The 13994-nt window shown below is 46.2% G+C and carries 12 protein-coding genes and 1 pseudogene; 11 read left to right on the top strand and 2 right to left on the bottom strand.

Translation table 11 applies throughout. The features are described 5' to 3' along the window. The first annotated feature begins 323 nt into the window (after positions 1-323). From yycF to OCU21_RS09795, 6 genes are all read left to right on the top strand, one after another. Complete coding sequence (yycF, locus tag OCU21_RS09820) at positions 324-1031, top strand: response regulator YycF (RefSeq protein WP_261807231.1); 708 nt, start codon at positions 324-326, stop codon at positions 1029-1031. Between the two features lie 224 nt (positions 1032-1255). After that, the gene (gene walK / locus OCU21_RS09815) at positions 1256-3172 is read left to right on the top strand and encodes a cell wall metabolism sensor histidine kinase WalK (protein ID WP_261807230.1); all 1917 of its coding nucleotides are present in this window, start codon (positions 1256-1258) and stop codon (positions 3170-3172) included. Beyond that, positions 3159-4478, top strand: coding sequence for a YycH family regulatory protein (locus tag OCU21_RS09810; RefSeq protein ID WP_261807229.1), 1320 nt, complete (start codon positions 3159-3161; stop codon positions 4476-4478). Before walK ends, OCU21_RS09810 begins: the two co-directional genes overlap by 14 nt. After that, complete coding sequence (locus tag OCU21_RS09805; RefSeq protein WP_261807228.1) at positions 4478-5371, top strand: two-component system regulatory protein YycI; 894 nt, start codon at positions 4478-4480, stop codon at positions 5369-5371. Before OCU21_RS09810 ends, OCU21_RS09805 begins: the two co-directional genes overlap by 1 nt. Positions 5372-5717: 346 nt before the next feature. Continuing rightward, positions 5718-6530 (top strand): MBL fold metallo-hydrolase, encoded by an 813-nt coding sequence (locus tag OCU21_RS09800; protein ID WP_261807227.1) that lies wholly within the window; start codon positions 5718-5720, stop codon positions 6528-6530. Positions 6531-6774: 244 nt separating this feature from the next. Then, on the top strand, positions 6775-8115 hold the full coding sequence (locus OCU21_RS09795; protein ID WP_261807226.1) for a S1C family serine protease: 1341 nt from the start codon (positions 6775-6777) through the stop codon (positions 8113-8115). Between the two features lie 1090 nt (positions 8116-9205). On the opposite strand, the gene OCU21_RS09790 is transcribed toward OCU21_RS09795, so the two are convergent. Further along, positions 9206-9703, bottom strand: a complete 498-nt coding sequence (locus tag OCU21_RS09790; protein ID WP_261807225.1) for a QueT transporter family protein — start codon at positions 9701-9703, stop codon at positions 9206-9208. 287 nt (positions 9704-9990) lie between these two features. Here OCU21_RS09790 and proB point away from each other — a divergent pair, with 287 nt between their 5' ends. The 5 genes from proB to OCU21_RS09765 all read left to right on the top strand — a co-directional run bounded on the left by proB (position 9991) and on the right by OCU21_RS09765 (position 13590). After that, positions 9991-10797 carry a glutamate 5-kinase gene (gene proB, locus OCU21_RS09785; protein ID WP_261807224.1) on the top strand — a complete coding sequence of 269 codons (807 nt, stop codon included), beginning with the start codon at positions 9991-9993 and terminating at the stop codon, positions 10795-10797. After that, on the top strand, positions 10798-12051 hold the full coding sequence (locus OCU21_RS09780; protein ID WP_309297209.1) for a glutamate-5-semialdehyde dehydrogenase: 1254 nt from the start codon (positions 10798-10800) through the stop codon (positions 12049-12051). 45 nt (positions 12052-12096) lie between these two features. Further along, positions 12097-12576 carry a 23S rRNA (pseudouridine(1915)-N(3))-methyltransferase RlmH gene (gene rlmH / locus OCU21_RS09775; protein WP_261807223.1) on the top strand — a complete coding sequence of 160 codons (480 nt, stop codon included), beginning with the start codon at positions 12097-12099 and terminating at the stop codon, positions 12574-12576. 584 nt (positions 12577-13160) lie between these two features. Next, the gene (locus OCU21_RS09770) at positions 13161-13415 is read left to right on the top strand and encodes a hypothetical protein (RefSeq protein ID WP_261807250.1); all 255 of its coding nucleotides are present in this window, start codon (positions 13161-13163) and stop codon (positions 13413-13415) included. After that, positions 13312-13590 carry a DUF4314 domain-containing protein gene (locus OCU21_RS09765; RefSeq protein ID WP_261807247.1) on the top strand — a complete coding sequence of 93 codons (279 nt, stop codon included), beginning with the start codon at positions 13312-13314 and terminating at the stop codon, positions 13588-13590. The genes OCU21_RS09770 and OCU21_RS09765 overlap by 104 nt, the downstream gene beginning before the upstream one ends. 107 nt (positions 13591-13697) lie before the next feature. Here OCU21_RS09765 and OCU21_RS09760 read toward each other — a convergent pair. Beyond that, positions 13698-13994, bottom strand: a pseudogene (locus OCU21_RS09760) (hypothetical protein); the annotation flags it as partial.

Below are 13994 nucleotides of genomic sequence, written 5' to 3'. Positions count from 1 at the left end.
ATGGTATGATGGGAGCCCGCTGACCAAAGAAACTTTGATCAGCTGACTATCTAACAAGGTCATGTGTTCAACATTGGCAAATGCGCGGGAGCTACACAGGTCGAACGGTACTTGCTTTGCAACGTGCTCTTCGTTCTGGCGCCTTTTGTGTGGCGATGCAAAAGTTCCGAAAGCAAACCACGCTTTTAAAACAATGATCAGGCCGCTACTCAAGCAACTAGCTGATCCAGATCGCACTCTTTTTGCGTAAACTTGTTGTTGGCGCATATTATTAGTATAATTGATATCATAAGATGGAACGTCTCTAAGGAGGAACCATGCAAATGGCAAAAAAAATCTTAGTTGTCGATGATGAAAAACCAATTTCTGATATCGTCAAGTTTTCGTTGACCAAGGAAGGCTATGATGTTTATGTAGCCTATGATGGTGAAGAAGCGCTTAAAAAAGTTGAAGAAGTTAATCCTGATTTGATCCTACTTGATTTGATGTTACCGAAGATCGATGGTTTGGAAGTCGCTCGCGAAGTTCGCAAGACGCACGATATGCCGATCATTATGGTGACGGCGAAAGATTCTGAGATCGATAAAGTAATCGGCTTGGAGTTAGGCGCTGATGATTATGTCACCAAACCTTTCTCTAATCGGGAGCTGGTCGCTCGGGTCAAGGCTAATTTGCGGCGGCAGGCAACCGTGGCCGCTGACAGTGAGGAAGAGGATCATCACGAGATCGATGTTGGTGACCTAACGATTTATCCTGATGCTTATGATGTCTCCAAGCGCGGGGACAAGATCGAGTTGACTCATCGTGAATTTGAGTTGCTTCATTATTTAGCTAAACATATTGGTCAAGTCATGACCCGCGAACATCTTTTACAGACGGTGTGGGGTTATGATTATTTCGGCGATGTCCGAACCGTTGATGTGACCGTTCGCCGGTTACGGGAAAAGATCGAAGATAGCCCTAGCCACCCTGAATGGATCATGACTCGCCGTGGCGTTGGTTATTATCTTAAAAATGTTGATAGTGAATAGTTGTTGGTGTGTTTTCAGTTAAGACCGCGAAACCCAGCTGTGTGCTGCTGATCAGGAGGGTGTGCCCTTCCTGCGTTTCCGGTCTTTTCTTGTAAGTGAAATGAGTTTATCAATGAAATGAGTTGTGGCGGAGCGCTGGCTCAGTGGCCGCAATGTTTCAGCGGAGAGCATAAGGAAGTGAACCTGGGCGTAACGTTATAACGGAGTCGTAACGCCAAAAAATCATGAATGAAAGAATCAGACCTTTTCAGTCGATCCATTTTAAAATCGCCATCGTTTTTATGTTGTTACTGTTGACCACGATCGAAATCATCGGGGCTTATTTTGTGAAGCAGTTAGAGCAACAAAATATCAAGACCTTTGAGGAATCCATCGTGGTCCAGCCCTATATCACCAGTCAATTGGCCAATGAATTGGCTAGTTCTGATACAGATGGGGCTAATCGCAATATCAAAACGATCGTCGGTGAGATCGACAACGCTTCGATCTCGGAAGTGCTGGTCGTAGATAACAAATTGGTGGTGCGCGGGACCAGCAACGCCAATGATCAAGGTGATATCGGTCAACGGACACCAAATTCAGGCATCAAAAAAGGAATCTACGCCAATCATAAACAGACGCAGATCACTTCGGATGGACATGGTAGTTATTACACCGCGATCACGCCCTTGGTCAATCCCGGCACGGACACCAGTCAAGTCGTCGGCGCGATCTATGTGCGTGCCAGCATGGATGATGTTTATCGAAATATCAATTCGATCACGCTGATTTTCCTGACGGCTTCTTTGGTCGCCGGTCTATTGGGTATGGTGATCTCAATATTTATTGCCCGGGCAATAACGCAACCGATCGATGAAATGAAAAAGCAGGCGATCCGCATGGCTGACGGTGACTATTCTGGGCAAGTGCGGATCTATGGGCAAGATGAATTGGGACAACTAGCGGTGGCGGTCAATAATTTATCGATCCGGGTCGAAGAAGCACAGGAAGTTTCTGATTCGGAACGCCGGCGACTGGATTCAGTGCTGAGCCATATGACGGACGGGGTCATCGCGACGGATCGGCGGGGCAAGGTGACGATCATCAATGAAACGGCCTTGAATTTTTTGAGTACGACCAGTGATGAGATGATCGGAGAATCGATCCTCAAGGTCCTTGGCATTGAAAAAGATTATTCATTCCGTGATCTTTTGGAAAACAAACAGGAAATGGTGATCGAACCAGGGTCGATCGTGCGCCAACACAAGGTGGGATCAGCAACTGATAGTAGTCCTGATCAACAAATGATCTTACATGTAGATTTCTCGTTGATCCAGCGTGAGACAGGGTTTATCAGTGGTCTGGTCTGTGTTTTGCACGATATCACCGAACAGGAAAAGAATGAACATGAGCGCAGGGAGTTTGTTTCCAATGTATCCCATGAATTGCGAACGCCTCTGACCAGTGTTCGTAGCTATATCGAAGCGCTAAATGATGGGGCTTGGCAGGATCCCAAGCTGGCACCACAATTCTTGAGTGTGACACAGGAAGAAACTGATCGAATGATCCGGATGATCAATGAACTTTTAGCGTTATCACGGATGGATCAAGGTACGGCTAAGATGGAATTAGAGTATGTCAATCTCAATGAATTCTTCAATTATATTTTGGATCGTTTTGATATGATGATCAAAACCGAGAATGAGCGGGGTGACGGGATCCGCCGCTTGCCTCAAAAGAGCTACAGTATCAAACGTGAATTTGCTCAACGGGATCTTTGGGTCGAGCTGGACACTGATAAAATGATGCAAGTGATCGATAACATCATGAATAATGCAATCAAATATTCGCCAGATGGCGGGGTGATCACGGCGCGGTTGATCGAAAATCAACAGAGTGTGGTGGTCAGTATCAGTGATCAAGGTCTGGGGATCCCGCGGAAAGACATCAACAAGATCTTTGACCGTTTTTATCGAGTCGATAAGGCACGCTCTCGAAAACAGGGCGGGACAGGACTAGGTTTGGCGATCTCTAAAGAAGTTGTTGAAGCGCATCACGGCCACATTTGGGTCGATAGCGCGGAAGGTCGGGGCTCGACTTTCTACATTTCATTGCCATACCGGTCTTATGAGAATGGAGATGAGTGGGATGCGGAAAACTAATGTGCTAGTGCGGATCATTTTGATCATCGCGATCTTGATCAGTCTGGTTTTATCTTATTTGATCTGGACCAACAACCAGCGCTATGAACGGCGTTCGGATACTGAATCGGCGGTCAATACAGCCCTGATCAGCAACCAGCAGGCTTTGAACCAAGTTTTTGTACCGACCGAAGTGATCCACGTTGATCGTCAAGGCGGGCAAAAGTTGGTATATAACCATAAAGAAAACTTGGTTTTGGAGATCCGTAAATTGATCAGCAAATGGTCTTTTCGTTCGTCTCATCGGAGCACGACGCGTTATAACGACCTCCTGAAACAGACGGATTCCTTACAATTGGTGTACTCAGATCAACTTTCAACACAACTTTTTGGTGAAGTCACCAAGCAAGATAGTCTGAAAAGTTCGCCCACGGATCACGCCTTCGACCGGATCATATTTGGTTTAGATGATGATCCGACCCAAGTATATTTCCTAAATGATCAAACGCAAACGGTCTGGCAAAGTCGTGTCAGCAAGGCGACGGCTGCGCCGATCACCGCTCTGATCGAGAAATGTGATTTCAAGGCCAAGGTTACTCAAGAAGTGCTATCTGGGCAGCCACGGTTATTTTTCCAAGAGCAGGTCAGCTTGCAGCCCTATAGTTACTTGATCAATCGGCGCAACGAGACGATGTATATCTCGGCATTGATGAGCAGTGACAGTAACGCCAATGTGGAGTCGCGGGAATCTGGCGGGCAAACGGTCTACTATGGTGGCGGTAGTTATCATAATCAATTGATCGTCGACCATCGTAGTGACCAGTTGGAATTTGTTGACAATAGCCGAACCACGGTGCCGGAAAGTCTGAATCGGTTACAAGAAAGCGGCTTTACCATGCTGAACAGCATTGGCAATCCCTTAACGGATATCCGCTATTATAGTGTGGACGATACTAAAAAAACGATCTCATTTCGTAGTTTTGTTGAAGGCTTCCCTATTTTTCAACAAAGCGATTTTGGCGCGGTGAAAATCAGTTTTTCCCGCTCAGGTAGTCATATCAAATTTTCGAGTCGGGTGCTACAAGTACCAGTTCCTGCCGGCAGTGATCTGGTGACCTTACCAGCGACGAATACGGTATTACAAAAGTTATTGAGCGCAGGTTACACCAAAGATAAATTGCAAGATCTGGTGATCGGCTACCAATGGGTCACTAATCAAAGTGAAAGTGATATCGTTGATCTAACACCGACTTATTATGCGAAGATCAATGATCGCTGGCAGACTTATCAGGACTGGATCAATGATAAAACGGGGGTGGCGAATTAATGGACTTTCGACGGATCGAGCTGATCTTTCTAATTGTTTTTGTCGCGTTGGACATTTTTCTGTTTGCCTCTTTTACCCAAAATGACAGTAGCACCCCTTATACCACGACGACGAATCTATCTGACTCTGAGGCTATTGCCCAAGACATGAAAGAGGACCATATCACCGTGGGAAAATTATCTGACGCCAATGACGAAGGTTTCTACTTGGCTAGTGAGACCACTGACACGTTGGTTAAAGGTTTACCACAGTTGACTGGTCAAACGACTTCATATAATTATCGTACCCACAAATTAACGAGTCAGTTCAATACGCCGCTGACGTACAGCAAGGAACATTTGATCAGCGAATTAAAGAAATTCATAAAAAGTGGCACTAATATTTTACACGGCGCCGAATATTCTTATATCGCGGGGATGTCAGATCCTAAGAACACATTAGTCTTTGCGCAAAAAATCAAACAAGGGGTCGTGCTTGACCCACAAGGTACACTGACTTTCAATGTCAACAATGATGTAGTCACGGGCTATACTCAAACTTATTTACCGAATGTGACAGTTTTGCGGGAGAAGCAAGCGACGATCAGCGCGCAGGACGCGATCCAACTATTGTATACGTCTAGTGAATTAGTGGCCAATTCAAAAATCGTTTGGTACCGTCTAGGCTATTCAGAATTGACGGAAGTGCGTGGAAGTGTGATCTATGTGCCTGTTTGGAACGTGATGATCCAGCATAAAGGGACCAAAAATGAGTCGCTGAAAAAGGTCAACGCTTTGACCCGAACGGTGATCAAAGGGAGTACCACGGCTAATGATGGTAGTTCCAGTTCGAGCGGCAGTAGTTCGACCGCTGCCAGCAGTAGTGGGACCAATGAAGACGAAAGTGGGTCGTAATCGAGCACACGGCTAGGCCGTGTGCTTTTTAGTTGTTGAACCTAGGAATGCTGCGCGAGCCTGGCTTCTGTGCTTAGCTACGTTCTGGCTCTGGAAGCAAAGTTCAGCTTCCAAATCCATGACTAGGTTAATGCTCAAAGTCAAACCGTTGCGCTTCGCACTGTGATTGAAACGTGCTACGCGAGGATTGGCTGTTGTGCTTAACTACGTCATGGTTCTGAAAGCAAAAAGCAGCTTTCAAACCCATGACTAGGTTAATGCTCACAGCCACCCATCCTCGCTTCGCACTCTGATTGAAAATGTGGTATGCTTTTGTTGATTATCTTTGGAAGGGAAGCATTTATTCATGTCACCAGCCGCAAATCAAGGGCTATTGGTCAGCGTTCTTGCTAGCAGTAGTTCCGGCAATGTCACTTATATTGAAACACCAGGGCGGAAGGTTTTAGTTGATGCAGGTCTTTCCGGTAAAAAAATCAGCGCTTTGATGACGAGTATCGACCGTAAATTGGAAGATGTTGACGCGATCTTTGTCACGCATGAGCATTCCGATCATATCCACGGCGTGGGTGTTTTGGCGCGGCGTTATGGGATGGACGTTTATGCCAACGAAGGAACTTGGCAGGCGATGAGTCATAAAATCGGTAAAATCGCCCCGGAGCAGCAACATGTTTTTGAGCTAGGGAGCACTTTGAGTTTGGGCGATCTGGATATTGAGAGCTTTGGCGTTTCCCATGACGCTGCTGAACCGCAATTTTATCAGTTCCATCATGATGACCATGCCTTTGCGATTTTGACGGACACCGGTTATGTTTCTGAAAATGTCGCCGGAGTGATCAAGAACGCGGACGGATATTTAATGGAATGTAATCACGATCTAGAAATGTTACGCAATGGTTTTTATCCTTGGTCATTGAAACAGCGGATCCTAGGCGATCAGGGCCATTTATCTAATCATGATGGCGCGGCAACGCTAATGGAAGTACTGGGTAAGCGGACTAAGAAAATCTTTTTAGGTCACTTGAGTCAAGAAAATAACGTGAAAACTTTGGCGCATCAAACGGTCAATGATTTTCTGGCGGATCATGATCTGGCCGTTGGTTCGGACTTCAATATTTATGATACTGATCCAGCAGTGGCGGATCCACTGACCTTGATTTAATCTGGTTCTTGGCAATCTTTGCTGACGAATACAATGAAAATGGTAAAAAATCAAGGCTAGATCCTGGCGAATATTCTGGAAATTTATTCATAAATAGACGATTTCAACTAAAAAAAGACACAATTAGTTGCGGAATTGTCAAGAGCAATTTCATAATTTTTTCAAATTTTGTCAGTAAGATAAAATCAGAATGAAAATAGGTCCTGAACCTATTCGAAGATGATTTTAAGGAGATCGATATCTAATGAGTAAAAGAAAAGTTATTCGTGGGATCACAATGTGGCAAATCGCTGTGATCGCCGTGATTTCCGCGGTCATTGGTGGTGGCGTCGCGTTTGCGGGCTTTACAGCGTTGAATCAGAACAATAACGCCGCAGATAGCAGTACGTCCACTACTGCAACCACAACTGGAACGACAAAAACCAGTAATGTTTCTGTTAAAACTAGTAGCGCGGCAACGAAAGCCTTCAATAAAGTTGAAGGGGCCGTGGTCTCAGTGATCAATAAACAACGGCAAAGCGAGAATCAAAGCGATATTTTTGGCAGTTTGTTCGGTGATAGTGGCAGTAACAGCAGTGGTAGCAATGGTTACGGTAATAGTGATGGCAATAGTTCTTCTGGCAGTTCCAGTAGCTCGTCATCGTCCACTGATCTGGAAACGGTCAGCGAAGGTTCTGGGGTCATCTACTCTAAGAAAGATGGCAAGGCCTATATCGTTACCAATAACCATGTTATCTCTGGATCAGACTCGATCGAAGTGATTTTGGCCGATGGGACTAAGGAAACCGCTAAAGTTATCGGCGCAGATGAAACTAGTGATTTAGCAGTTTTGACGATCGACGCTAGCAAAGTCACCGCAGTAGCAAGCTTCGGCGACTCTTCGAAGATCACCACTGCCGAACCTGTTCTGGCAATTGGGTCACCTTTAGGCAGTGAGTATGCAACTTCTGTAACTGAAGGGATCATTTCTGCTAAAAGCCGGACGATCGATGTCACTGATGAGTCTAGCGGCCAAGTCACTGGTCAAGCAGCGGTCATTCAAACAGACGCCGCGATCAATCCAGGAAATTCGGGCGGCGCTTTGATCAATATGTCTGGTCAAGTCATCGGGATCAATTCTTTGAAGTACGCTGAGAGCACTGACGGAACTTCCGTTGAAGGGATGGGCTTTGCTTATCCAAGTAATGAAGTTGTTTCGATCATCAATCAATTGGTCAAAAATGGGAAAGTCATTCGGCCGGCGCTAGGCGTGTCTGTGGTCGATCTGACGAACATTTCGTCTGATCAACAATCTGCTACTTTGAAATTACCATCTTCTGTCACTGGTGGTGTCGTGATCGCTTCGGTTGAATCAAATTCGCCAGCGTCTAAAGCGGGCTTGAAGAAATACGATACGATCGTCGGTGTCGATGATACAAAAGTAACCAGCATTGCCGAGATCCATACCGCGATCTACGCGCATTCGATTGGTGACACGGTTACGGTCAAATACTATCGTGATGGTAAATTGAGTTCGACGAAAGTTACTTTGACTAAGGAAGCAGCGTCAACGACCAGTAGCTCTAGCAGTAGCTCCGCTAACTAGGTAGGCATAAATAGCTCAACAGCTAATTCTGGCAAGATCCAGAGTCAATCAGTTTACGAATAAGTCGGAGCAGCAAGCACTCAAACAAGTTTTAAGTTTGGGTGCTTTTTTTATAGGCCAGATTTGGTGAAAGTAAAGAATTGGCATGGAGAATTACTTAACGGATAAGCCACTGGTTTAAGTATTCCATTGATTTGGGAGTAGTTGTCCACATTTGTGAATTATCAGGTGGAAAACTCGCGTAGCAACTGGTCTGGGGAAATAAAGCCGTTATAACGGCCATTTAGGTGCAATAACGCGATAATGGCCCAGAAAAAAATAATCAAATAAAAAGCGAACGATGACTTGTTTCTTGATAAAGTTCGGTTTTATTGCCGTTATATCGTTCAAATCGAAAAGATGTTCGGATATTTTTGTGTGAAAAATTCTGTCAAGCTGTGGGTAGTTGTTAACTAGTTATCCACAGCTTGTTGATAAGCCTGTGGATTAGTGTTAAGAGCAAGCCATTAGCTCGACCAGATAGTTATCCACAAAGTTATTGACAGTTGGGGATAACTTTATAGCGGAGTAAAAAAAGTTGAAGGAAACAGGCATGGACACAGCGTTTCACGGCAGTAACAGCATAAGGGCGAACAATAAAAAACAGTGGAAAACTTAAAAAAATAATTTTATCCTTGACATTTCCTAATCGTTTATTTGGTGTTAAGCACAGCTATTGACACTATATTTCGTGGCGAACATGTGTACAAGTGGATAACTTTGTGGATAAGTTGGGGAAAACTAGTCAGGTCAGAAAATCCGGCTAGTTTTTGGGGATAAAACGGTGTCTTTTTTTAAAGATGATTGGGGATAAATCGGTCTAACACAAATAAGTACGCTAAACACCTGTTTTTCACTTAAAACAAGTGAAGAAGTCTGTTGACAGGAAAATATTCTAGGTCCATATCGTAGAGGAAATTGATCGGTCAGGTCGAGAGGATAAGATTTTTGCCAATAAAAAAACCGTCCGACTAAAAGTCAGACGATCATTATCGTTATTGAGTTAAGCAGGGACAAGCGCAGCTCGGGTCATTGGTCGCAAGGCGACCGGTCAGGCGACCAGATCGACGCGCTTGCTGATATAGTAGAAAAGAATCGCGCCGATCAATAATGAGGCGAATTCGCCAGCGGCTACAGTCCCATAAGTCAACCAGAATGGGGCTTTGGTCAAGACAACTAATTCCCAAGCAATCAGGAACATCATTGCCGTACCGATGACGACGACGCTAGTCAACTTGCTGATCAAGTTCGGCAACTTTTTGCTGACGAAGTAGATGATCGTCAAGGTGATCAGCGTTTGCGCGGAGCCCCAGAGGATATCGACCACGCCTAGGGTGCTGGAGAGATTGGCGATCACGCAGCCAACGGTGATCCCCCAAATATAACGCTTGTTGAAGATCACCAAGCAGTTCAGCATTTCGGAAAGCCGCAATTGCACGGCGCCGTAACCAAGGCCAAACATTTGGCTCAAATAGGTCAAGGCAACATATAATGCCGCGATGATCGCCGAAATGACGATGTCACGCAGATGGTTCTGTTCTTTTGTCATGTGATTCACTCCTTTATAACCCATGACGGTTATTAATAACTGTGGCCAAAGGAGATACCCATTTTGGGATCAGAAGTGCCACAGTGGAACAAGTCCGTGTACCAATATACCCCAAAGCGGCGGTGCTTTTCAAGCCATTTTAATGAAGAAAAGTAGTTTGTCGGCGACAAGTAAGTGACGATTCGTAGATTGGGTGCGCCGCCATAGTAGCCTCGAAAAAGTGTTTGTCAAAAATGAGTCAGGTGTTAAGATTAAAATATTGAATGAAACAAGTGAGGACGTGCATTTTGCGAAAATTGAACGTACAGCGATTAGTGGTCAAGGTGGGCACCAGTTCCTTGATCTTGGCGAATGGTAAATTGAATCTGCGGGCGATCGCTCGGTTAGCCTATGTGCTCACCGATCTTTGTAACCGCGGCTTAGAAGTGATCTTGGTTTCTAGTGGCGCTATCGGGGCTGGTCGCGGCGTTTTGGATCTGGGGGAGCGGCCGACCACGATCCCTGATCAGCAGGCATTAGCGGCGATCGGCCAAAGCCGCTTGATCGGGATCTACACCCGTGAATTCGCTGAGTACCAACAGGTCTGCGCCCAAGTTTTGATGACACGCGATGTGATCAGCTTCCCAGTCAGCCACCAAAATGTGGTCAATACACTGAACGCGATGTTGCGGCGGCATGTGATCCCGATCGTCAATGAGAATGACACGGTTTCAGTGGACGAATTGGATCACAAGACCAGTTTTTCGGATAATGACGAATTGTCGGCGATCGTCGCGGAATTGGTTCAAGCGGATCTACTGATCGTTTTATCAGATATTGACGGCTTGTTTACCGCCAATCCAAAAAAAGATCCGCAAGCTTACTTGATCTCGACAGTGGCAGTGATCGACGCGACGATCTCGGGTTATGCCGGCGGACGGGGCAGTTCTTTTGGCACCGGCGGTATGGTCACAAAATTGCGGGCGGCGCAGCGGATCCTACGTAATCAGCAACAAATGATTTTAGCCAATGGCGCTGACCCTGAAATTATTTTTGATATTCTTGATGGTCAAGAAGTGGGCACGCTATTCAAAAATGAAAAGGGAGCGAATTAAATGACAACAACGAAGCTGAATGAGGTCGGTCAACAAGCGCAAATAGCGGCACATCAACTGGCTTTAATGGCGACTACCCAAAAAAATCTGGCGTTGCAAGCGCTGGCCACACAATTATTGGCTGAAGAGAGCGAGATCTTAGCGGCCAATCAACTGGATCTAGCGACCGCAAAAGCCAATGGGTTACGCGCGGTGATGCTGGATCGCTTGCAACTCACCCACGCACGGTTAGCGACAATGGCGGCGGGCGTTCAACAAGTGATCCAACTGCCTGACCCTGTTGGCACGGTGATCAACGGCTGGCAAACAGCGAACGGATTGCGGATCGAAAACGTGCGCGTCCCACTTGGGGTGATCGGCATGATCTATGAAGCCCGTCCCAATGTTACGGTGGACGCAGCGGCCTTGACTTTGAAAAGCGGCAATGCAGTGATTTTGCGTGGGGGCAAAGAGGCGATCAAGACCAATATCGCTTTGGCAGGAGCGCTGCAGCGCGGGTTGGTAGCGGCTGGTTTGCCAGCAACAGCGATCCAGTTGATCACCGATACTAGTCATGAAACGGCCCAAGCTTTAATGACGGCCACCGAATATGTAGACGTCCTGATCCCCCGTGGCAGCGCTCAATTTATTGATTTTGTTAAAGCACATGCCCAAGTACCTGTGATCCAGACCGGCGCTGGGAATTGCCATGTTTATGTGGATCAAAGCGCTGATCTGATTATGGCCCGGGAAATAATCATCAATGCCAAAACCCAGCGGCCTTCTGTTTGTAATGCCATGGAAAAACTAGTGGTGCATCAAGCAGTGGCGGCAGAATTTTTACCACGATTACAGCAAGCTTTGGCCCCTTACCAAGTGGAGTTGCGCGGCGATGAAACGGCGTTACAGATCTTACCGACAATCACCCCAGCAACCGCCGCGGATTGGGGCACCGAGTATAACGATCTGATCTTGGCAATCAAAGTTGTGCCAGACTTGAGCGCAGCCATCGCTCATATCAACCGTTACAGTACTGGTCATTCGGAAACAATCGTGACTAAGGACTATCAGGCTTCAGAACGTTTCCAACGGGAGATCGACGCGGCGGTGGTCTACACGAATGCGTCAACGCGATTTACGGATGGTTTTGAATTTGGGTTCGGTGCCGAGATCGGTATTTCCACGCAGAAATTGCACGCGCGGGGACCAATGGGCTTAACGGCGCTGACTTCAAATAAGTATCATATTTACGGGCAAGGTCAGATTCGCGAGTAAACGGTTGGCCAAGCGCCGTTCTAGCTTTAAGGAGAGAAAATTCAGATGACGATCAAAATCGTATGTGTGGGCAAATTGAAAGAAAAATATTTTAAAGCGGCGATCGCCGAATACGCGAAACGCCTGAGCCGCTTCACTAAGTTCAGCATCGTGGAAGTGGCCGATGAGAAAGCACCGGAGAAACTGTCCGCCGCGCAAATGGACCAAGTGATGACCACTGAAGGCGACCGGATCCTCGGCAAAATCAAGGATAAAGAATACGTGATCGCCTTGGCGATCAAGGGTCGTGAACGGGCCTCAGAAGTTTTCGCGCAGGAGTTAAAGGACCTGGCCACCTATGGGCACAGCGATGTCACCTTTGTGATCGGCGGTTCTTTGGGACTCAGCCCGACGGTGTTGCAGCGGGCCAACGACCAACTGAGCTTCGGCCAGCTGACCTTGCCCCACCAATTGATGCGAGTGGTCCTGTCCGAGCAGATCTACCGCGCGTTTATGATCAACGAGGGCAGTCCGTATCATAAGTGAGGGTTAAGTCCCTTTTGAAAAAATAGTGAGCAAGTGCCGCTGAAATTCAACGGTCTTTTCAGCCGTAATCCGTTTGCTCCAGCACATGATAGGCCAGTTAGTTGATCGATAACTATGGCGATAATGAGTTATCAGGAACATTAATGAGCTGCCGACGGTTTTAATGAGTAGCGCTGACGATCAATGAGCTATCAAGAGTATTGATGGTCTGGTGACAGGTTTAATGAGCACTGCTGGTATTAATGAGTTATCAAGAGCATTAATGAGCTATCAACAGTTTTAATGAGCTGAGACACCCAGCCTGCTTGAGGTCAGATATTCAGACAAAGTAAGCCCACTAGAAAAGACCACCTCGGATGAGATGCAATTTAGGGGTTTATGAAAACAAGTAAATTTCAAGCCGACACTCTTCAAGCGGAGCGAAAAAATTGAGACCACGCCGAAGGATAAAATCTTTAGCGTGGTCTTGCTTTATGCACAAATGCCGTCCCGATTTTTTGTCTACATTATGCTCGGAATCCGCTTGCTATTTCTGCGGTTTAGAGTGATTAATGTCGTACCAAAAAAACAAGGGGGTAAACGCCATGAAAGTAACCTACAATCTTATGGACAGAAAGCCTGTTGTAAAGGCACTGGAAAAAATCATGGGTGCGAAATCGAAGTACCTTCGCATCCCGACCTCCGCCTACGAGGTGGACTATTTCACAGTCACCTGCGAGGGAAACCTTGAGTTCAATGACATGGCCGACAACGAAGAAATCGCGCGGAAGGTTCTGCTCCGCAATCTTTCCGGCAACAGTTCGTGGAAAGGTGGTGCGCCTAATACAGTTTCCGAATGAAGAAACGGTCAACCATGTCCGCAGGAAGTATCCTGTTGGATGCCGTGTGGAATTAGTGCGGATGAATGATGAATTTGCGCCGCCTATCGGAACATTAGGAACCGTGTGGGCGGTAGATGATTCTGCCAGCGTATCTCGTTCGAATCATTGTAAACCGTTCGATTTCAGAATATAATCACTTTTATGCAAATTTTCTAAAAGAAAAAACCAGCAAGGAGGCAACTTGCTGGCAGACGAATTAAAAATATGGGTTAACTGTTATTTAAGAACAATAAACGATCGTTACTTGAGAAAATAGGTCACGAGCTTCGGCAGGATGACTAATAAGAATAAAAGCACTCCCCCAACAATCAGCATGCCATTGCCACTCCAAATACTGAAATTGACGTTACTCATTGCAAAATCAAACTTACTCCGACGCTTTACCCGATCGGTGACCTCGATCTCGGCCATCTTAGGGATCATCAACAAATTGCGTTTGAGCAGATCGGCATTATCCGCGTTGAGGATCTCCGTAAAAACACGCTTATCCGTGGTCTGAAAATCCAAGGTATACCAGTGTAAAGTATTGCGCCGCCA

The organism is Lapidilactobacillus luobeiensis, from assembly GCF_024345205.1.
Classification (GTDB): domain Bacteria; phylum Bacillota; class Bacilli; order Lactobacillales; family Lactobacillaceae; genus Lapidilactobacillus; species Lapidilactobacillus luobeiensis.
This window is presented reverse-complemented; position numbering and strand designations above follow the sequence as displayed.